This is a genomic window from Curtobacterium uvaldense (genome assembly GCF_028307415.1).
Lineage (GTDB): Bacteria > Actinomycetota > Actinomycetes > Actinomycetales > Microbacteriaceae > Curtobacterium.
Genome location: NZ_JAQMHU010000042.1, coordinates 1 through 20,026, shown reverse-complemented (window position 1 = coordinate 20,026; position 20,026 = coordinate 1). Strand labels below are relative to the sequence as shown.

Annotated in this window: 21 protein-coding genes; 13 read left to right on the top strand and 8 right to left on the bottom strand. The window is 72.0% G+C overall.

Annotation, left to right across the window (positions count from 1 at the left end):
* The first annotated feature begins 95 nt into the window (after window positions 1-95).
* From PIJ49_RS16010 to PIJ49_RS15985, 6 genes are all read left to right on the top strand, one after another.
* Window positions 96-1,166, top strand: coding sequence for a helix-turn-helix transcriptional regulator (locus PIJ49_RS16010; RefSeq protein ID WP_271827055.1), 1,071 nt, complete (start codon window positions 96-98; stop codon window positions 1,164-1,166).
* On the top strand, window positions 1,159-2,130 hold the full coding sequence (locus PIJ49_RS16005; protein ID WP_209682558.1) for a helix-turn-helix transcriptional regulator: 972 nt from the start codon (window positions 1,159-1,161) through the stop codon (window positions 2,128-2,130). Before PIJ49_RS16010 ends, PIJ49_RS16005 begins: the two co-directional genes overlap by 8 nt.
* Before the next feature lie 208 nt (window positions 2,131-2,338).
* On the top strand, window positions 2,339-3,091 hold the full coding sequence (tatC, locus tag PIJ49_RS16000) for a twin-arginine translocase subunit TatC (protein ID WP_066654351.1): 753 nt from the start codon (window positions 2,339-2,341) through the stop codon (window positions 3,089-3,091).
* Window positions 3,091-5,532, top strand: coding sequence for a DEAD/DEAH box helicase (locus PIJ49_RS15995; protein WP_271827054.1), 2,442 nt, complete (start codon window positions 3,091-3,093; stop codon window positions 5,530-5,532). Before tatC ends, PIJ49_RS15995 begins: the two co-directional genes overlap by 1 nt.
* Window positions 5,533-5,543: 11 nt before the next feature.
* Complete coding sequence (gene lnt / locus PIJ49_RS15990) at window positions 5,544-7,220, top strand: apolipoprotein N-acyltransferase (RefSeq protein ID WP_271827053.1); 1,677 nt, start codon at window positions 5,544-5,546, stop codon at window positions 7,218-7,220.
* Window positions 7,221-7,324: 104 nt separating this feature from the next.
* Window positions 7,325-7,675, top strand: coding sequence for an RNA polymerase-binding protein RbpA (locus PIJ49_RS15985; RefSeq protein WP_058727838.1), 351 nt, complete (start codon window positions 7,325-7,327; stop codon window positions 7,673-7,675).
* Between the two features lie 88 nt (window positions 7,676-7,763).
* Here the strand turns inward: PIJ49_RS15985 and PIJ49_RS15980 are convergent, their stop codons facing one another.
* Both PIJ49_RS15980 and PIJ49_RS15975 read right to left on the bottom strand, forming a co-directional pair.
* On the bottom strand, window positions 7,764-8,918 hold the full coding sequence (locus tag PIJ49_RS15980) for an SPFH domain-containing protein (protein WP_271827052.1): 1,155 nt from the start codon (window positions 8,916-8,918) through the stop codon (window positions 7,764-7,766).
* On the bottom strand, window positions 8,915-9,385 hold the full coding sequence (locus PIJ49_RS15975) for an NfeD family protein (protein WP_066654342.1): 471 nt from the start codon (window positions 9,383-9,385) through the stop codon (window positions 8,915-8,917). Before PIJ49_RS15975 ends, PIJ49_RS15980 begins: the two co-directional genes overlap by 4 nt.
* Window positions 9,386-9,573: 188 nt before the next feature.
* Here PIJ49_RS15975 and PIJ49_RS15970 point away from each other — a divergent pair, with 188 nt between their 5' ends.
* From PIJ49_RS15970 to PIJ49_RS15955, 4 genes are all read left to right on the top strand, one after another.
* A complete protein-coding gene (locus PIJ49_RS15970; protein ID WP_251155494.1) occupies window positions 9,574-10,335 on the top strand; it encodes an SDR family oxidoreductase in 762 nt (253 codons plus the stop codon).
* A 39-nt stretch (window positions 10,336-10,374) separates the two neighbouring features.
* Window positions 10,375-10,830, top strand: a complete 456-nt coding sequence (locus PIJ49_RS15965; protein WP_271827051.1) for an NUDIX hydrolase — start codon at window positions 10,375-10,377, stop codon at window positions 10,828-10,830.
* Between the two features lie 115 nt (window positions 10,831-10,945).
* Window positions 10,946-11,257: a DUF4190 domain-containing protein gene (locus tag PIJ49_RS15960; protein WP_066654336.1), complete on the top strand. Its 312-nt coding sequence runs from the start codon at window positions 10,946-10,948 to the stop codon at window positions 11,255-11,257.
* A gap of 119 nt (window positions 11,258-11,376) precedes the next feature.
* Complete coding sequence (locus PIJ49_RS15955) at window positions 11,377-11,541, top strand: hypothetical protein (protein WP_158407754.1); 165 nt, start codon at window positions 11,377-11,379, stop codon at window positions 11,539-11,541.
* 314 nt (window positions 11,542-11,855) lie between these two features.
* Here PIJ49_RS15955 and PIJ49_RS15950 read toward each other — a convergent pair whose 3' ends face one another.
* From PIJ49_RS15950 to PIJ49_RS15940, 3 genes are all read right to left on the bottom strand, one after another.
* Window positions 11,856-12,224, bottom strand: a complete 369-nt coding sequence (locus PIJ49_RS15950) for a cupin domain-containing protein (RefSeq protein ID WP_271827050.1) — start codon at window positions 12,222-12,224, stop codon at window positions 11,856-11,858.
* 65 nt (window positions 12,225-12,289) lie between these two features.
* A complete protein-coding gene (locus PIJ49_RS15945) occupies window positions 12,290-13,321 on the bottom strand; it encodes an alcohol dehydrogenase catalytic domain-containing protein (RefSeq protein ID WP_271827049.1) in 1,032 nt (343 codons plus the stop codon).
* Between the two features lie 73 nt (window positions 13,322-13,394).
* On the bottom strand, window positions 13,395-14,075 hold the full coding sequence (locus PIJ49_RS15940; RefSeq protein WP_271827047.1) for an SDR family NAD(P)-dependent oxidoreductase: 681 nt from the start codon (window positions 14,073-14,075) through the stop codon (window positions 13,395-13,397).
* Between the two features lie 320 nt (window positions 14,076-14,395).
* Here PIJ49_RS15940 and PIJ49_RS15935 point away from each other — a divergent pair, with 320 nt between their 5' ends.
* Complete coding sequence (locus tag PIJ49_RS15935; protein ID WP_271827046.1) at window positions 14,396-14,917, top strand: MmyB family transcriptional regulator; 522 nt, start codon at window positions 14,396-14,398, stop codon at window positions 14,915-14,917.
* Between the two features lie 44 nt (window positions 14,918-14,961).
* Here the strand turns inward: PIJ49_RS15935 and dhaM are convergent, their stop codons facing one another.
* Genes dhaM through dhaK form a run of 3 tightly spaced genes read right to left on the bottom strand, consistent with a single transcriptional unit; the run spans window position 14,962 to window position 17,334 of the window.
* Complete coding sequence (gene dhaM / locus PIJ49_RS15930; protein WP_271827045.1) at window positions 14,962-15,678, bottom strand: dihydroxyacetone kinase phosphoryl donor subunit DhaM; 717 nt, start codon at window positions 15,676-15,678, stop codon at window positions 14,962-14,964.
* Entirely contained in the window at window positions 15,675-16,301 is a 627-nt protein-coding gene (gene dhaL, locus PIJ49_RS15925; protein WP_066654325.1) for a dihydroxyacetone kinase subunit DhaL, read from the bottom strand. Before dhaL ends, dhaM begins: the two co-directional genes overlap by 4 nt.
* Window positions 16,302-16,332: 31 nt before the next feature.
* Window positions 16,333-17,334: a dihydroxyacetone kinase subunit DhaK gene (gene dhaK, locus PIJ49_RS15920; protein WP_271827044.1), complete on the bottom strand. Its 1,002-nt coding sequence runs from the start codon at window positions 17,332-17,334 to the stop codon at window positions 16,333-16,335.
* Between the two features lie 312 nt (window positions 17,335-17,646).
* Between dhaK and PIJ49_RS15915 the strand changes: the two genes are divergently transcribed.
* Window positions 17,647-18,372 (top strand): MIP/aquaporin family protein, encoded by a 726-nt coding sequence (locus PIJ49_RS15915; protein ID WP_251155489.1) that lies wholly within the window; start codon window positions 17,647-17,649, stop codon window positions 18,370-18,372.
* 43 nt (window positions 18,373-18,415) lie between these two features.
* Window positions 18,416-19,927, top strand: a complete 1,512-nt coding sequence (glpK, locus tag PIJ49_RS15910; RefSeq protein WP_209682576.1) for a glycerol kinase GlpK — start codon at window positions 18,416-18,418, stop codon at window positions 19,925-19,927.
* Window positions 19,928-20,026 lie beyond the last annotated feature (99 nt).

The window sequence follows — 20,026 nt, the reverse complement described above, 5'->3', positions numbered from 1 at the left end:
CCCCCCCCCCCCCCCCCCCCCCCCCCCCCCCCCCCCCCCCCCCCCCCCCCCCCCCCCCCCCCCCCCCCCCCCCCCGCTGCCGTAGGATCGGGCTCGTGCCAGCCACCCGAGCCCCCCGCGTCCCCGCCGAGGAGCGGCTCTTCAGCCTGGTGCTCGCGCTGCTCTCGACCGAGGCCGGGCTGACCAAGGCGGAGATCCTGGCCAACGTGCAGGGCTACCGGCAGCGGTACACGTCCGGTGGGGACAACGCGTCGCTCGAGCGGCAGTTCGAGCGCGACAAGGACGACGTCCGCGACCTCGGCATCCCGCTCGAGACGATCGAGACGCCCGGTGCCGCCGGCAACAACCAGACGCTCCGGTACCGCATCCCGAAGGGCGAGTACGACCTGCCGCTCGACGTCCGCTTCACCCCGGACGAGTCCGCGCTGCTGTCGCTCGCCGCGATGGCATGGCGCGAGGGCGCACTGTCCACCGACTCACGACGGGCGCTGCTGAAGGTCCGGTCCGCCGGTGCCGACGACGGAGGGACGACCACGGCGCAGGGCGTCGCCGGCATGGCCGCCTACTCGCCCCGGCTCCGCGCCCGTGACACCGCGTTCGAACCCCTGCGTTCAGCGCTCGACCGTGGCGCCGCCGTGCGCTTCGACTACATCACGCCGGGCGAGCACGCGCCCCGCCGACGTGACCTCGCACCGCTCGCGCTCGTGCAGCACGGCGGTCGCTGGATGCTCGCAGCGCACGAGTTCTCCACCGGCGGCACGAAGAACTACCTGCTGTCGCGGATCGTCGGACCGGTCAGCGTGCACCAGGTCGGGCAGCACCCCGCTCCCGCCGGCGCCGCCGAGCGTGCCCTGACCGAGCTGGACCGGGTGTGGGCCGAACGGACGGCGCGGATCGCGGTCGTGCCCGGTTCCGATGCCGAGCGCCGGCTCCAGCGTCGACGCGGCACCGAGGTCGACGACGACGGCGTGCTCGTCGTGCACCACGTCGACCCGCAGATCCTCGCCGAGGAACTGGCGGCCTTCGGTCCCGAGGTCCGGGTGCTCGAGCCCGCCGCGGTCCGCGAGCTCGTGGTCGCCCGCCTGCGCGCCCTCGTCGCCGACCACGCGGAGGCCGGCCGAGCCGACGCAGACCAGACCGCCGACGCCGGAGGTACCCGTGCCTGACCAGCGACCGCTCCAGGCACAGGACAAGCTCGCGTTCCTGCTCGTCCTCGTGCCGTACCTCATCGACCACGAGCGCGTGTCCGTGGCCGAGGCCGCACGGCACTTCGGCGTCCCCGAGCAGCGCATCCGCCGTGCGGTCGAGCTCATCGCGGTGTCCGGGGTGCCCGGCGAGACGATGCAGTACCAGCACGGTGACCTGTTCGACATCGCCTGGGACGACTTCGAGCAGAACGACATGATCGTGCTGACGAACCTCGTGGCGATCGACGACTCGCCCCGGCTGTCGGCGCGTGAGGCCTCGGCGCTGATCGCCGGCCTGCAGTACCTGTCCGCGCTGCCCGAGGCCGCCGACCGGGACGCGATCCGGTCCCTCATGGCGAAGCTCTCCCGCGGTGCCGGGGGAGCGGCGTCGAACGTCGCGGTCGGTCAGGACCTGCACGACGCGGCGCTCGCCACCATCCGCCGTGCCGTCGCCGACGGTCGTGGTCTGGCGTTCGAGTACGCCGGGCCGCGCACCCGCGGCGGGACCCGCCGAGTCGACCCGCTCCGCGTCGAGTCGATCGACACCGACTGGTACCTGCGTGCCTGGGACCTCGACCGGCAGGCGCTCCGGACCTTCCGGCTCGACCGGATGACGAGCGTGCGCGTGGACGACCGCCCGGCCGAGAAGACCATCGGCGACGTCGTGATCCCGGACACGCTCTTCCAGCAGTCCGGCGGCGACGTCATCGTCACGGTGGAGCTCGACTGCTCGGCGCTGCCCCTCGTCGCGGACTTCCTGGCGGACACCGCCGACGCCGAGGACGCAGACGGCCGCGTCCGCATCCGGCTCGCGGCATCGAACGGCTTCGACGGGGTCGTCCGGCTGGTGGCCGGCCTGCCGGGCCGCGCGGTCGTCCTCGACCCGCCGGCGGCCCGTGCCGCCGTCCGCGCGTTCGCCGAAGCAGCCCTGGCCGCCGAGTAGCGCGCGCACCGCGCCCGCCGCTCACCCTGACGGACGGGAGGCACGGGGCGGGCCCGCCGTGCGCCTCCCGTCCGGTCGTCCGCCTGTGGGTCCGCCGCCGACGGCCCGACTGTCGGCCCCGGTCCCGTAGGATCGGGCCATGGCTTCGACGACCGCGAGCGGGCGAGCGAGGCGACCAGGCCGTCCGGAGAAGGACACCGAGGGTCGCATGTCGCTCGGGCAGCACCTGATCGAGCTGCGGAACCGTCTCTTCAAGGCCGTCGTCGCGGTCGCGCTCTGCGCGGTCGGCGGGTGGTTCCTCACCCCGTTCGTGCTCGATGCCCTGCGGCAGCCGGTCACCCAGCTGGCCGAGGTCGGCGGCCACACGGCTGAGCTGAACTTCCCCCAGATCACCGGCGCGTTCGACCTGCGACTGCAGATCGCGATCACGATCGGTGTCGTCATCTCGAGCCCCGTCTGGCTCTACCAGGTCTGGGCGTTCATCGTCCCGGCGCTGGTGCGGCGCGAGAAGCAGTACGTGTTCGGGTTCCTGGGCACCGCGATCCCGCTGTTCTTCGCGGGCTGCTGGTTCGGCTGGTACGTCCTGCCGCACATCGTCGGGATCCTGGGCAGCTTCGTGTCGGCGCAGGACACGTCGATCGTCGACGCCAAGGCGTACTACGACTTCGTCATCAAGCTCATCGTCGCCGTGGGCATCGCGTTCGTGCTGCCGGTGTTCCTCGTGCTGCTGAACTTCGTCGGGGTGCTGTCGGCCAGCTCGATCATCAGGTCGTGGCGCGTCGCGATCGTGTGCATCCTGGTGTTCTGCGCGATCGTGACCCCGTCGGCCGACGTCATCTCGATGTTCCTGCTGGCGATCCCGATGACGGTGCTCTACGCAGCAGCGTGTCTCGTGACCTGGCTCCACGACCGCAGGCTGGCGAAGCAGCAGGCGAAGCTCGACGAGGAGTACGCACGCTGATGACCGCCGGACCCACTGCCGCCGAGCGCTACCAGGCGGCGAAGGTCCGGAACCGCTCGCGCAACCTCGAGCTGTTCCGTTCCGACCTGCGCTTCGACCTCGACCCGTTCCAGGTCGCCGGCTGCGACGCACTCGACCAGGGCCGGAGCGTCCTCGTCGCCGCACCGACCGGTGCCGGCAAGACGATCGTCGCCGAGTTCGCGATCTGGCTCGCGATGCGGCAGCCCACCGCGAAGGTCTTCTACACGACGCCGATGAAGGCGCTGAGCAACCAGAAGTACAACGAGCTCGTGGCCGACTACGGCGAGTCCGAGGTCGGGCTCCTCACCGGCGACACGAACGTCAACCCGCGGGCCCGTGTCGTGGTGATGACGACCGAGGTGCTCCGCAACATGATCTACGCGGACTCCGACCTGGTCGACGACCTGGCGTGGGTCGTCCTCGACGAGGTCCACTACCTGGCGGACCGGTTCCGGGGAGCGGTGTGGGAAGAGGTGATCCTGCACCTGCCGACCGAGGTCCGGCTCGTCTCCCTCAGCGCGACGGTGTCCAACGCCGAGGAGTTCGGCGACTGGCTGCAAACCGTCCGCGGCGACACCGACGTCATCGTGTCCGAGGACCGGCCGGTCCCGCTCGAGCAGCACGTGCTCGTCGGCTCGAAGATGGTCGACCTGTTCGACTCGAGCGGTGCGGCGGCCACGAACCGGGTGAACCCGGAGCTGCTCCGACTCGTCGGCGGCGCCTCGCGCAGCGAGCGGCACGGCGGCGGCCACCGTGGTCGTCGCGGACGCGGCGGCTACCCCGAGCGCCGGGGCCCTCGTACCGAGAAGATGTACCGCGAGCAGATCGCGAAGGTGCTCGACGAGCGGATGCTCCTGCCGGCGATCTTCTTCGTGTTCAGCCGCAACGGCTGCGACCAGGGCGTCCGTCAGGTCCTCCGGTCCGGCATCTCGCTGACGACCGCCGACGAGCGCAACGAGATCCGCGAGACGGCCGAGTACCACTGCCGGACCCTGCTCGACGAGGACCTCGCGGTGCTCGGCTACTGGGAGTGGCTCGAGGGCCTCGAGCGCGGTGTGGCCGCACACCACGCCGGCCTGCTGCCCGCGTTCAAGGAGGTCGTCGAGGACCTCTTCCAGCGCAAGCTCCTCAAGGTCGTGTTCGCGACCGAGACCCTGGCGCTCGGCGTGAACATGCCGGCCCGCACGGTCGTGCTCGAGAAGCTCGAGAAGTTCAACGGCGAGGCCCGGGTGCCGATCACGCCGGGGGAGTACACGCAGCTCACCGGTCGCGCCGGACGCCGTGGCATCGACGTCGAGGGCCACTCGGTCATCCAGTGGTCGGACGGCCTCGACCCGCAGGCCGTCGCGTCGCTGGCGAGCCGTCGCACCTACCCGCTCAACTCGTCGTTCAAGCCCACGTACAACATGGCCGTGAACCTCATCGAGCAGTTCGGTCGGCAGCGGACGCGCGAGGTCCTCGAGACCTCGTTCGCGCAGTTCCAGGCGGACCGTTCCGTCGTCGACCTCGCACGCAAGGTCCGGTCGCAGCAGGAGTCCCTCGACGGCTACCAGCGCGCGATGCAGTGCCACCTCGGCGACTTCACCGAGTACGCCGCGCTCCGCCGTCGCCTGTCGGACCTCGAGCGCACGAACGTCCCCGGCGGTCGCGAGGCCTCGCACGGCGCCCGGCAGGAGCGCCAGGCGGCGATCACCGAGGTCCGTCGGCAGATGCAGCGCCACCCCTGCCACGCGTGCCCGGACCGCGAGGCGCACGCCCGCTGGGCCGAGCGCTGGTACAAGCTCAAGCGCGCCAACGACAAGCTCGTCCAGCAGATCCGCTCCCGCACGGGCGCCGTCGCGACGACGTTCGACCGGGTCACCGACGTGCTCCTGCAGCTCGGCTACCTGGTCGCCACCGGGGACGACGAAGCGACCGTCGCCGCGGGCGGACGTCGCCTGCAGCGGATCTACGGTGAGCGCGACCTGCTCGTGGCCGAGTGCCTGGAGGCCGGCGTCTGGAAGGAACTGACCCCGGCGCAGCTCGCCGCCATGGCCGCCACCATCGTGTACCAGCCCCGGCGCGAGGACGCCCCGGGGACCGAGCACGCCCTGCCCCGCGGAGCCTTCCGGCCGGCGCTCGACGAGACGCTGACCATCTGGGCGCGGCTCGACGACATCGAGCGCGACGCGCGGCTCGCCGGTTCGCAGCCGCCGACCCCGGCGATGTCGGTCGGCATGTTCCGGTGGGCGTCCGGCTCCGCGCTCGACGACGTGCTCCGGACCCTGGACATGCCCGCGGGCGACTTCGTGCGCTGGTCGAAGCAGGTCATCGACCTGCTGGACCAGGTCCGGAACGCCGGCGACGAGGAGCTCGCCCAGACCGCGCGACGGGCGACGGACGCGGTGCGCCGCGGCATCGTCGCCTACGCGACGGTCTGACGGGAGGCCCGGTGCACGTCCCCGACGCGGCCACGCGCCCGCAGACCGGCGCTTCCACCGCGGGACGCCGCGTCGGCAGAGGCGCCTCGCGGGCGTCGACGGTGTCCCGGACCGGGACCGGGACCCTGCCGGACGGGCGGCGCGACGAGTTCGCCGCGCTGCCGCTGCGCCTCGCGTTCCCGCTCGCGGTCGTCGGCGGCCTGCTCTTCGCCCTGTCGTTCCCGTCCCCGGGCTGGTGGTTCCTCGCCTACCCGGCGACGGCCTGCATGCTGCTCGCCGCGATGGGGCAGCGCGCCCGACGTGCAGCCTGGCTCGGGTACGTGGCCGGCGCGGCCTTCTGGCTGCCCGCGATCTCCTGGGCCGGGCGGTACCTCGGGCCGGTCCCGTGGCTGGCGCTCGCGCTGTTCGAGGCCGCGTACTTCGCCCTCGGCAGCGTGGCGATCGCCCTCGCGTACCGCTGGGTCGCGCGCGTCCTGCCGTCGACCGCCTGGCGGGTGTGGGGCCTCCCGGCCGTCGTCGCCGGACTCTGGACCGGACGCGAGTGGTTCTCCGGCAGCTGGCCGTACGAGGGCTTCGCGTGGGGTCGGGTCGGGCTGTCCCAGTCGCAGGGACCCTTCACGCACCTCGCGGCGTACGTGGGCGTGCTCGGCGTGACGTTCGTCGTCGTCTACTGCGTCGCGGTCGTGCTGTCGCTCGCGCTCGTCGTGCCTCGCACACCCGGCTCGGGCGTCGCCGCGTCCACGCGCGTGGCCACCGCCGGGCTCCTGGTCGCCGTGGTCCTGGCCGTGCCCGCCTGGCCCATCCGCATCGACGGCAGCATCCGCGTCGAGGCCGTGCAGGGCAACGGTCCGGCCGGGTACTTCGAACGCGCCCAGCCGGGAGAGGTCCTGGCCGCGCAGGTCGCCGCGACCGACGTCGAGGCGCGTGGGGTCGACCTGGTCGTCTGGCCCGAGGCTGCCGCCGAGGCCGACCCGCGGCGCTTCCCGGCCGTCGCAGGCGCCCTCGACTCCGTGGTCGACACGGTCGGGGCGCCGCTGGTCGCCGGGGCGATCACGCAGACACCGTCCGGCGTCCTGCACAACACGTCGTTCGTGTGGACCGCCGACGGCTGGCAGTCGTCCTACGACAAGAAGCGTCCGGTCCCCTTCGGCGAGTACGTGCCCGACCGCTGGTTCTTCTCGAAGCTGGCGCCGTCGCTCATCGGACTGCTGCAGCGCGACTACACGCCGGGCACCAGGCCGAACGTGCTCGACGTCGCCGGCATCAGGGCGGGGATCGCGGTCTGCTTCGACATCGTCGACGACGGGCTCACGTCCGACATGGCTCGCGGGGGAGCGCAGGTCATCCTCGCGCAGACGAACAACGCCGACTTCTCCGGGACCGACGAGAACCTGCAGCAGCTCGAGATCGCCCGGCTCCGGGCGGTCGAGACCGGTCGCTCGCTCGTCAACATCTCGACGGTCGGTGCGTCCCAGGTCATCGACCCGTCGGGGCGGACCATCGACCGCGTCCCCGCGTACACGGCGACCTCGATGGTCACGGACGTGCCGCTCGGCACCGGGACGACCCCCGCCACCGTCGTCTCCGGCTCGGTCACCCTCCTGGTGTCGCTCGGGGCCCTCCTCGCGCTGCTCGCGTGCGCACCGTGGGGCCGTCGATCGACACGGTCGCTCCGCCGCGATTCCTGAACACCGCCACCTCCCACTGGGAACGCTCTGTGAATGCGCCCAGTCGGGATGCATCCCGCGTGGGACAGTGTTGAGGAGGGCAGACGAGCGAGAGGAGCACACACATGGCTGATCGGAGTCTCCGCGGGATGCGGCTCGGGAGCCAGAGTCTCCAGAGCGAGGAGGGCGTCGAGCTCTCCGACCGGAAGCGCGCGGTCTACCAGACCGAGTCGGGGGAGACGTTCGACGTCGTCTTCTCCGCCGAGGCGGACGTACCGCAGACGTGGTCGGAACCCCGGACGGGGCGCGAAGGACGGCTGCTCGGCGACGACGGGATCCCCGTCGAGGTCGCTGCCGAGGACGTCAAGGCGCCGAGGACGCACTGGGACATGCTGCTCGAGCGTCGCTCGCGCGAGGAACTCGAGGAGCTCCTGGAGGAGCGTCTCGCGTTCCTGCGTGCACGTCGCGGCGCCTGAGCACCACCCCCGACACGACGACGCCCGCCCCGGGGTATCCGGGGCGGGCGTCGTCGTGTGCGGGGAGACCTGTCGTGTGCGGGGAGACCTACGGCCGGTGGTCGTCCCCGAGCGCGGTCTGCGAGGCCTCGTCGGCCGCGGCGAGGCGCGCGTCGACACTGCGGTTCGACTCCTCGAGCCGCTCGTCGAGCGCGGCGTCCGGGACGATGTCGGCCGCGGTGGCGTCCGGTCGGGGGTTCGCCGCCGCCGCGCCGTCCGCGGTCGCGGTGTTCGCCAGGCTCTCGTTCGCGAGCTTCGAGATGCGCGACAGGAAGTCCGTGCCCCCACCGGCCCCCGCGACCGGACCGCTGCCGGTCCGCCCGCCGGTGAAGCCCTTGGCGATCCCGGACAGCGCCTCGGTGAACTCGCTCGGGATCATCCACAGCTTGTTCGCCGTGCCCTCGGCGATCTTCGGCAGGGTCTGCAGGTACTGGTAGGACAGCAGCTTGTCGTCCGGGTCGCCCGTGTGGATCGCCTCGAAGACGGTCGCGATGGCCTGCGCCTCACCCTCGGCGCGGAGCACCTGGGCCTTCGCGTCACCCTCGGCGGCGAGGATCGCGGCCTGCCGTTGGCCCTCGGCTTCGAGGATCGCCGACTGCTTGGTGCCCTCGGCCTGCAGGATCGCGGCTCGACGGCTCCGTTCGGCGCGGAGCTGCTGCTCCATGGCGTCCTGGATCGACACGGGCGGCTCGATCGCCTTGAGCTCGACACGACCGACCCGGATGCCCCACTTGCCGGTCGCCTCGTCGAGGACGACCCGGAGCTGGCCGTTGATGTTGTCGCGGCTGGTCAGGGCCTCTTCGAGGTTGAGGCCACCCACGACGTTGCGGAGCGTCGTGGTGGTGAGCTGCTCGACCGCACCCAGGTAGTTCGCGATCTCGTAGGTGGCCGCGCGTGCGTCGGTCACCTGGAAGTAGACGACGGTGTCGATCGACACCACCAGGTTGTCCTCGGTGATCACCGGCTGCGGCGGGAAGGACACGACCTGCTCGCGCATGTCGATGAGCGGGCGGAGCCGGTCGATGAACGGCACCAGGATGTTGAGTCCGGGGCTGAGCGTCTTGTGGTACTTGCCGAGTCGTTCGACGATCCCGGCCGTCGCCTGCGGCACGATCCGGATCGCGCGGGACAGGACGACGATCACGAAGATCACGACGACGAGGACGAGGACGATCAGGGCGATCGTCCCGGCTGAGATGGTCACGAGGTGGCCCTTTCTCCGAGGCGGACGACCGCGGTCGACCCCTCGATGGACTCGACGACCACGGGGGTGCCGAGCGGTGGTGTGCGGTCGGGGGAGCCTGCGGCGAGCCGGGCGCTCCAGGTCTCGCCGTTCGCGAGACGGACCTGCCCGGGGGACGACGACGTGAAGGCCACCGCGACGGTGCCGCGCAGGCCGATCAGCCCCTCGATGTTGGTGCGGTGCGGGTCGGCGTTCCGGCCGAGCGCCACGAGCAGCCGGGGGCGGACGAGCGAGAGCAGCACGAGTGCGACGACGGCCGCGATGATCGCGGAGAGCCACCACGGCGCGCCGACCAGCGCTGCGATCAGACCCCCGGCCGCGCCCGCGGCGAGCATCAGGAAGATGAAGTCGAGCGTGAAGATCTCGACCACGCCCAGCAGCAGTGTCAGTCCGATCCAGACGACGGTCTGGATCCAGTCGATGTTCACGCGATCTCCCTCCCTTGCATCGCGCGCTCCGGCGTGCAGCGTCGCGACGGCCGGTCCAACTCCGTTCAACATATCAAGTCACGCTCGGGTCCGCGCGGGTGCGACTGACGCTCGCCCGGCGCGGGCCGCGTGGTTGGTAGGCTCGTCGGCGGCCGACCGGCCACAGCAGCGACCTGGAGAACACGCCTGTGACGAACCCCCTCGCCCCCGGATCCCTCGCCGACAAGCGCGCCCTCGTCACGGGGTCGTCGCGCGGTATCGGCGCCGACACCGTCGGCTACCTGGCCGAGGCCGGCGCGAAGGTCGTCGTGAACTACCGCAACAAGGCCCGGCGCGCCGAGCAGATCGTCGAGAAGGTCGTCGCTGCCGGCGGTTCCGCGATCGCCGTGGCTGCCGACCTGACCGACCACGACTCCGTCCAGGCGATGGTCGACCGCGTCGTGGCCGAGTGGGGCGGGATCGACCTGCTCGTGCTCAACGCCTCCGGCGGCATGGAGGCCGACCTGGGGGAGGACTACGCACTCCGCCTGAACCGCGACGCACAGGTCGACATGCTGCAGACCGCCGTGCCGCACATGCCGGCCGGCTCGCGTGTCGTCTTCGTGACGAGCCACCAGGCCCACTTCGTCGAGACCGCCGAGACGATGGACGAGTACGTCCCCGTCGCCAAGAGCAAGCGTGCCGGCGAACTCGCGCTGCGCGAGCTCATCCCGCAGCTCGAGGCCGCCGGCATCGAGTTCGTGACCGTCTCCGGCGACATGATCGAGGGCACCATCACGGCGACGCTGCTCAACCGCCTGAACCCCGGTGCGATCGAGGGTCGGCGCCAGGAGGTCGGGAAGCTCTACAGCGTGTCCGAGTTCGCGGCCGAGATCGCCCTGGCCGCCGTCGAGCCGATCCCGGCCGACCACACGAAGCTCGTCGGCGACACGAGCGGCTTCACGGCCTGACACGGGGCCGGGGACGGCGCGACGGGTAGCCTCGGGCGGATGACAGCGAAGCCCGGCCTCCGTCTGACCTCCCGCATCCTCCTGCTCGACCCGGACGGCCGCGTGTTCCTCATGGACACGCGGTCGCCGTCGTCCGACCATGCGCACCGGTGGATCACCCCCGGTGGCGGCGTGGACCCGGGGGAGTCTCACCGCGACGCCGCCGTCCGCGAGCTCCGTGAGGAGACCGGCGTCGTCGTCGACGATCCGGGCGACCCCGTGTGGAGCTGGGACTTCACGGTCGAGTGGGACCTGGCCGACCACGACCGCGGCCACAGCGAGTTCTACGTCGTCCGGACGCCCGGGTTCGAGCTGTCCGACGCCGAGTGGACCGACGACGAGCGCGTCGACATCCTCGCTTCGCGGTGGTGGACCGCCGAGGAGCTCGACGCCACCGACGAGCCCTTCGAGCCGGCGGAGCTCCCGGACCTGGTCCGGCAGCACCGTGCCGTCTGATCCGGCAGCACCGGGTGCGTACAGCTGATGTGAACGCACTTCGCAGGAAGCGCCTACCGTGTGCGCTGACGGCCGCACGCAACCCGTGCCAGCGGCCCTGACACGAGGAGCTCCCATGTCCACGAACGGTTTCCCGCCGGCACCGAACACGCCCGGCGCGGCACCCGCGACGAACGGCGGCAACGGCCTCGCCATCGGGTCGCTGGTGCTCGGCATCGTCGCCGTCGTCTTCGGCTTCCTGTTCTCGATCATCGGTCTGATCGCCGGCATCGTGGGCCTGATCCTCGGCTTCGTCGCGCGTCGCCGGGGCCTGAACCGCGGCATGGTCCTCGCCGGCATCGTCCTGAGCGTCATCGGCATCGTCATCGCGATCATCTTCATGATCTTCGGCGCCGTGCTGGCGACGCAGATGCTGCAGAACCAGTAGCACCACCGGACGGGAGGCGCGTGGCGGCACCGCCGCGCGCCTCCCGTCCGTCTGTCCGGTCACCGTCGACGACCGCACCGCCCGGACCGACACAGGCCGCGCCGAGTAGCGTCCCCGCCATGACGTACAGCCAGCCGGACCCCGCAGAAGAGACCACCCAGGCCGAGCAGCCGGAGCAGCCGGACACCGACCGTTCCGAGGTCGAGGAGGACGGCAGCGAGCAGGCCGCCCTCGAGATCGACGCCGACGACGTGCCCACCGGCGACGAGACGCCCGAGCACTGACGACCCGGCCGTCGCCGCCGACCGCGCAGGTCCGTCGGACCCGCAACGCCACCGCGGGCCCGGCCACGATGCGCCGCCGGTCACGACGCCCAGGTCGCACGACATGCCGTTCACGTTGATCGTGAGCGGCATGTCGTGCACCCACGGCGGACAAACGGCGGCGCGTCGTGCGACGAGAACGGTCCGTGGACGCGAGTTCACCGGCTGCATAGCTGTTCAGCGCTGAGCGCCGATAATGCATATTATGTCAACTCAGGTGACTCGAGACGGTCGGACTCCTGTCTGTGCGGCTCCCCTGATCGCCCCGCCCTGCGTCAGGGCGCGGGTCTCGGCGTGACCAGCGGGCAGTCGTCGACCTGCGCCGCGACGAACACGAGCACCAGTTCCTCGTCGGACACGTTCGTTGCCTCGTGGTCGACGAAGGGTGCCTCGACGAGCACCTGACCGGGTTCGTGGTACTGCACGACGTCGGCCGTCCGGTGTCGCAGTCGCCCCCGGGCGACGATCCCGGTCTGCCAGGCGTCGTGCCGGTGCCACCCCGTCGACGCCCCCGGTGGGATCCGCGCCACGAACGAGCGGACGACTCCGTCCGCCCGGTCGACGCGCGGTGGCACCGTCAGCCGACAGTCGTCGATCACTGCGAGCTCCGCGAGCTCGACGCTCGCTCCGCTTCCCCACGTCATCTCCGCAGTATGTCAGATGACACACCTGCTGTCCGCAGGTCGCAGACGACCGGGACGGCGGCGTCTCAGAACACCGCGACGGTCATCCCCGACCCGGTCGCCAACCGGTCCATCGCCTCGAGCGCATCGGGCAGGTCGCCGAACCCGATCGTCCGTCCGATCGACTCGGCGGGACGGAGCCGACCGGCGACCACGTCGTCGAGCATCGCGGCGTACTCCCCCACTGCGATCCCGTGACTCCCGAGCAGCTCGAGCTCGTCGGCGATGACCCTGCCCATCGGGATGACCGGCACGGCCTCGTCGTCGAGCAACAGGCCGACCTGCACGTGCCGACCGCGCGGACGGAGCGAGCCCACCGCGGCGAGCGAGGTCGCCCGGCTGCCGTAGGCGTCCACCGACACGTGCGCGCCCCCTCCGGTCACACCGTGCACCGTCGCCGCCACGTCATCGCCCATCGGTAGCGTGGTCGCGCCGAGTGCCGCCGCCCGCTCGAGCGCTGCCGGCGAGACGTCGACGGCGATCACACGTGCGCCCGCTGCCACGGCGACCAGCACGGTGGACAGTCCGACACCGCCGCAGCCGAACACGGCGACCCACTCCCCTGCGGCGACCCGCCCCCGTGCGTGCAGCGCGTGGTACGCGGTGCCGAACCGGCAGCCGAGCCCCGCCGCCTCGGCGAAGCCGACCTCGTCGGGCAGCGCCACGAGGTTCACGTCGGCATGCGGCACCACCACCGCCTCGGCGTACGAGCCCGGCAGCGTGAACCCGGGCTGCTGCTGCCGGGTGCACACCTGCGTGGCCCCGTCGCGGCACTGCTCGCACGTACCGCAGGCGAAGACGAACGGCGCGGTCACCCGGTCGCCGACGGCGAAGCCGATGACGTCGTCGCCGACGGCCGACACGGTCCCCGAGAACTCGTGGCCCGGCACGTGCGGCAACGACACCGAGTCGTCGTGGCCCTTCCACGCGTGCCAGTCGCTCCGGCACACCCCGGTCGCACGGACGGTGACGACGACGCCGTCGACGGGTGCCTCCGGCGTCGGGAGCTCGACGATGACGGGCATGGAACCGAAGCGGTCGTACCGGACTGCGCGCATGCCGTCATCCTGGCAGACCGACCGACGGCAGGCGCGTGGCGGACCCGCCACGTGCCTCCCGTCCGACGTCCGGTCAGTACTCGATGCGGCCGGTCCGGTCGTGGAACTCCCCCGTCGGTCCGTCCGGGCCGATCTGCGCGAGCGCCACCGTCGCGTCCGTGCCCTCCGTGACGGTCTGGTGCCCGCCGAAGCCGTTGAACGCGGTCGCGGTGTAGCCGGGGTCGGACGCGTTCACGCGGAACCCGGGCAGGTTCTTCGCGTACTGCACCGTCGCGGCGATGAGCGCCGCCTTCGACGCCGCGTACGGCACCGCGGGGACCGGGTGCTCGTCGCGACCGGGCGTGGTGAGCCAGCGCGCGAAGCCGACGCCGGACGCGACGTTGACGATCACCGGGTTCGACGAGCGACGCAGCAGCGGCAGGGCCGCCTGCGTCACCCGGACGACCCCGACGACGTTCGTGTCGAGCACGTCGGCCATCGCGTCCGCGTCGAGGTCGTCGACGCCGAACGCGGTCCCGAGCACCCCCGCGTTGTTCACGAGCACGTCGAGTTGCGGCAGCGACGCGAGCGCGGCGTCGACGCTCGCCTGCTGGGTGACGTCGAGCGCCACGACGTGCGCGCCGAGGGCGCGCGCCTCGTCCCCGGAGGCGGGGTCACGCATGCCGGCGTACACGGTGTGCCCGGCCTCGACGAGTCGGCGTGCGGTCTCGAGGCCGAGCGAACGGTTGGCCCCGGTGATGAGTGTGGTGGTCATGCCGTCCACGGCGCCCGCGTCGCCGTCGTGTTCCCAGGCACCGGTCGACGGTGGGACCGGCAGTACCAGGACCGCCTGCCCGAACCGGGTGATGATGGTCGCATGAGCGAGTTCGCGGAGGTGTTGCGCGCCTGGCGTGACCGGGTGCGTCCGGCCGAGGTCGGACTGCCGGCGGGGCCGGGCCGGCGCACCGCCGGGCTCCACTCGCGACCGCGCTCCGGCTCACGGAGGCCGAACGCGACCACCTGTTCCGGGTCGCGGGCGCCGCGGTGCCCTCGCGGGGCGAGGTCCCCCGCCACGTCCCGCCCGGCGTGCACCGCATGCTCGACCGGCTCGGGGACGTCCCGCTGGCCGTGTTCACGGCGGCGCACGACATCGTGCTGTGGAACGATCTCTGGGCCACGGTCTCCGGCGACCCCGGGCGCTGGACGGGCCTCGAGGCGAACCTCGTGTGGCGGCACTTCACGCAGGGGCACGACGGCGTCGAGTGGGACGACACCCACCAGGAGGACTTCTCGAGCGACCTGGTCGCCGGCCTCCGCTCCGCCCTGGGCCGGTACCCGGCGGATCGGCGTCTCGCGGAGCTGGTGGCACGGCTGCGCCGTGCGTCCCCGGAGTTCGAGCGGCGCTGGCACGGTGGGCGCATCGCCGAGCACCGGACCGGTCGCAAGGTCGTGCACACCCCGGTCGGCCCGGTGGAGATCGACTGCGACGTGCTCAGCGTGCCGGGCAGCGACCTGCGGATCGTGGTCTACACGGCGGTGCCCGGCAGCGAGGACGCCGCGAAGCTGGACCTGCTCCGGGTCACGGGGCTGCAGGAGTTCGTGACACCCGGACGCTGAGCACCTCCGCCGCGCCCGCCCCTCGGCGCGCGCGGCGGCGCTCGTCACTCGCCGAAGCCGGAGCGGACGAGCGCGACGAGGGTGTCGACGGCGTCCCGTGCGTCGGGTCCGTCCGCCTCGATCGTCACGGTCGCGCCCTTCGGCAGGGCGAGCGCCATGATCGCGAGGAGGCTCTTCGCGTCGACGCCGTTGACGCGGACGCGCGACTCGTGCTTCGCGGCGGCCTTCACGAACTCGGCCGCGGGCCGGGCGTGCAGGCCGCTCTCGTTGACCAGTTCGACGGTCTCGGTGACCGCCCCGTCAGTCGGATCCGCGTCGTCGACGGGCGCCGTGCCTCCCGGCTGGTCCCCCGTCGGGTCCGAGGCGCTCTCGTCGTCCGCGGACCGTGCGGCCGACGACGCCGCGGCCAGGACGGCGTCGACGTCGCCCCCGGTCTGCGCGGCGACCGCCGCGGCCACCGTGCCCTCGACCAGCGGGGCCTGCGAGACGTGCACCCGGTCGCGGTCGGCCTCGTCGAGGAAGTCCAGTGCGGTGTCGGTGGTCAGGTAGGCGGAGCCGAGGTCGCAGAGCACGACGACGGCGTCCGCCGGCGCGAGCTCCTGGATGCCGTCGGCGATCGCCTCGAAGGACGTCCCGATGCCGCCGTCGTCCGTGCCGCCGGCGGCCACCATCGGGACGTCCGCGGCCATCTGGCGGGCGAGCTCGACGGTGCCGGTCGCGATCGCCGCGCTGTGCGAGACGACCAGGATCCCGACGGTCACGCGGCGTCCACCGCTGCGCGCAGGATGTACGCCGTCGACTGCGCACCGGGGTCGCGGTGTCCGATCGCCCGCTCCCCGAGGTAGCTGGCGCGGCCCTTGCGGGCGACGAGGGGGTCGGTCGACTCGGCGCCGGTCACGGCGGCGTCGGCGGCGGCCTCGAGCACGCGCTCCGGCCCGTCGCCGGCCGCCGCAGCGGCGGTCGCGGCGTCGACGGCCGCAGACCACGCGTCGACCATCGTCTTGTCGCCGACCTCGGCCTTGCCACGGGAGACGACACCGTCGCGTGCGGCGGTGAGCACGGCCACGAGCGTGTCGGCGTCGAGCTCGGTCGCGTCGCCGGCCGCCTGGGCGGCCTTCAGGTAGGCGGTCCCGAAGAGCGGACCGGCGGCACCGCCCACCGTCGAGATGAGCTTCGTCGCGACGGCCTTGAAGACCGCGCCGGGGGTGTCGAAGGAGCCGCCGTCGACGGTCTCGAGCACGGCGCGGAACCCGCGGTCGAGGTTCTCGCCGTGGTCACCGTCGCCGATCTCACGGTCGAGCGTGACGAGCTCGGCGCGGTGGTCGTCGATCGTCGCGGCGGTGCGGCGCACCCAGTCGATGGCCCATGCGGTGTCGAGCGCCAATTCGTGTTCCTTCCTGGATGGTGGACGGTGGTCAGCGACCCCAGCGCAGCGCCGGGGTCTCCACCGGGGCGTCCCAGAGTGCCGTGAGCTCCTCGTCGAGCACCGTGACGGTGATCGAGAAGCCCGGCATCTCGAGGGACGTGACGTAGTCGCCGACCACGCTACGCGCGACGTGGTGGCCACGGTCCGTGAGGACCTCGGCGGCGCGCCGGTAGACGATGTAGAGCTCGGACAGCGGGGTCCCGCCCATCCCGTTCACGAGGAGCAGCAGCTGCGAGCCCGCAGGCGCGTCGAGGTCGGCGAGCACCGGTTCGAGCACGCGGTCGACGAGCTGGTCGGCCGGAGCCATCGGGATGCGCTCGCGGCCGGGCTCGCCGTGGATGCCGATCCCGAGCTCGACCTCGTCGTCCGCGAGCGTGAAGGACGGCTCCCCCGCGTGCGGGACGGTGCCGGAGCCCAGGGCCAGGCCCATCGACCGAGTGACCTCGTTGACGCGGCGGGCGACCGCCGCGACGGCGTCGAGGTCGTCGCCGCGCTCGGCTGCGGCGCCGGCGCACTTCTCGACCACGACGGTGCCGGCCACGCCGCGGCGTCCTGCCGTGTAGAGCGAGTCCTGCACGGCGACGTCGTCGTCGACGACGACGGACTCGACGCGGATGTCCTCCAGCTCGGCCAGCTCCGCCGCGGTCTCGAAGTTGAGGACGTCGCCGGTGTAGTTCTTCACGATGTGGAGCACGCCCGCTCCCCCGTCCACCGCCTTCGTCGCGGCGACGATGGGGTCCGGGGTCGGACTGGTGAAGACCGGCCCCGGCACGGCTGCGTCGAGCATGCCGTGGCCGATGAACCCGGCGTGGAGCGGCTCGTGCCCGCTGCCGCCGCCGCTCACGATGCCGACCTTGCCGCGGACGGGGGCGTCGGCGCGGTGCAGGTGGATCGGGTCCTCGACCAGGACGACGTGCCCCTCGTGCGCCCGGGCGAACCCACGGACGGACTCGGTCACGACGTCGTGCGGATCGTTGATGAGCTTCTTCATGACGGACCTCCACGAGGACGGGGGTCGACCGCGGGCGGATCCACACCGCCGTCGTCGACCGGAGTGCGTTCACCCTACAGCGACCGCCCGTTCGTCTCCGGTGCACGTTCGTGCAGGACCATGCTCCCGCGGCCCCGGTGCGGGATGCCGGACCGCACACCGCTCGTGCACGTTCGTGCAGTTTCGCGGACTCGACTCGTTGCGTGATCGCGTCTCGACGATCCGCCTCACTATGCTCGGCCCCAATCACTCGACGGGGAGTGCCGGACGCAGCAGCCACCGGACCCCCACCACTCGCACTGGAGGTCACCGATGGACGGCATCGGCGTCAATTTCATGTCAGAGCTCGTCGGCACGGCGTTGCTCATCATCCTCGGTGGCGGTGTCGTCGCCGCCGTGTCCCTCACGAAGTCCAAGGGCTTCGGCGCCGGCTTCCTCATGGTCACGATCGGCTGGGGCTTCGCGGTCTTCGCCGGCGTCACCGTGTCGTACAGCTCCGGTGGTCAGCTCAACCCCGCCGTGAGCCTCGGCCTCGCCCTGCTGGGCAAGATCACCGTCGGCGAGATGTTCCTCTACTGGATCGCCCAGCTCATCGGCGCGATCATCGGTGCCGTCATCGTGTGGCTCGCCTACAAGCAGCACTTCGACGAGGAGCCCGACGCCGCCGCCAAGCTCGGCGTGTTCTCCACCGGCCCGGCCATCCGCAGCTACGGCTGGAACGTCGTCACCGAGGTCATCGGCACCTTCGTGCTCGTGTTCGTCGTGCTCGCCTTCACCAACGGCAAGACCCCGGCCGAGCTCGGCGCGGTCCCCGTCGCCTTCCTCGTGATCGCGATCGGCGTCTCCCTCGGTGGCCCCACCGGCTACGCGATCAACCCCGCCCGTGACCTCGGCCCGCGCATCGCCCACGCGATCCTGCCGATCAAGGGCAAGGGCTCGAGCGACTGGTCCTACGCCTGGGTCCCGGTCGTCGGCCCGCTCGTCGGTGGCGCCCTCGCCGCCGGTGCCTCGACCTTCCTGCTCCCCGTCGTCTCCTGACGACCACCCGTCCACCACACCGAACGCAACCCAAGGAGAACCCATGGCCGACTACATCGTCGCCATCGACCAGGGCACGACCTCGACGCGCGCCATCGTCTTCGACCACTCCGGCTCGATCAAGTCGGTCGGCCAGAAGGAGCACGAGCAGATCTTCCCGCGTGCCGGTTGGGTCGAGCACGACCCGGCGGAGATCTGGGACAACGTCCGCGAGGTCATCGGCCAGGCCCTGTCCCGCGCCGACATCACCCGCCACGACGTCGCGGCGGTCGGCATCACCAACCAGCGCGAGACCGCCGTGGTCTGGGACAAGAACACCGGCAAGGCCGTCTACAACGCCATCGTCTGGCAGGACACCCGCACGCAGTCGATCGTCGACGAGCTCGCCGACGGTGACACCGACCGCTACAAGGCGATCGTCGGCCTGCCCCTCGCCACGTACTTCGCCGGCACCAAGATCGCCTGGATCCTCGACAACGTCGAGGGTGCGCGCGAGAAGGCCGAGGCGGGCGACCTGCTCTTCGGCACCACCGACACCTGGGTCCTCTGGAACCTGACGGGTGGCACCGACGGCGGCGTCCACAAGACCGACGTCACGAACGCGTCCCGCACGCTGTTCATGGACCTCGAGACGCTCCAGTGGCGCGACGACATCCTGGCCGACTTCGGGGTGCCGAAGTCGATGCTCCCGGAGATCGTCAGCTCCTCCGAGGTCTACGGCCACGTCGAGTCCTCCAGCCTGCTCCGCGAGGTCCCGATCGCCGGCATCCTCGGCGACCAGCAGGCCGCGACGTTCGGTCAGGCCGCGTTCGACCAGGGCGAGTCGAAGAACACCTACGGCACCGGCAACTTCCTCATCTTCAACACGGGCACGGAGATCGTCCGGTCGGAGAACGGGCTGCTCACCACGGTCGGCTACAAGCTCGGCGACCAGGAGACGCACTACGCCCTCGAGGGTTCGATCGCCGTCACGGGCTCGCTCATCCAGTGGCTCCGCGACAACCTCGGCATCATCGGCAGCGCCCCGGAGGTCGAGGCCCTCGCCAAGACCGTCGAGGACAACGGCGGCGTGTACTTCGTCCCGGCGTTCTCGGGCCTGTTCGCGCCGTACTGGCGACCGGATGCCCGCGGTGCCCTGGTCGGCCTGACCCGCTACGTCAACAAGGGGCACATCGCGCGTGCCGCCCTCGAAGCGACGGCGCTGCAGACCCGCGAGGTCCTCGACGCCGTGAACGCGGACTCCGGCGTGGACCTGACCGAGCTCAAGGTCGACGGTGGCATGACGGCCAACGACGCGCTCATGCAGTTCCAGGCGGACATCCTCAACGTGCCGGTCGTCCGTCCGGTCGTCGCGGAGACCACCGCCCTCGGAGCCGCGTACGCCGCCGGTCTGGCCGTCGGGTTCTGGGCGAACCTCGACGAGCTCCGCGCCAACTGGCAGGAGGACCGGCGCTGGGAGCCGCAGCTCGACGACGCCGAGCGCGACCGCCAGCTCCGCCTGTGGAAGAAGGCCGTCACGAAGACCTTCGACTGGGTCGACGAGGACGTGCGCTGACGCGCTGACGAGGTGACCGCCTGGAGGGGGGGGGGGGGGGGGGGGGGGGGGGGGGGGGGGGGGGGGGGGGGGGGGGGGGGGGGGGGGGGGGGGGGGGGG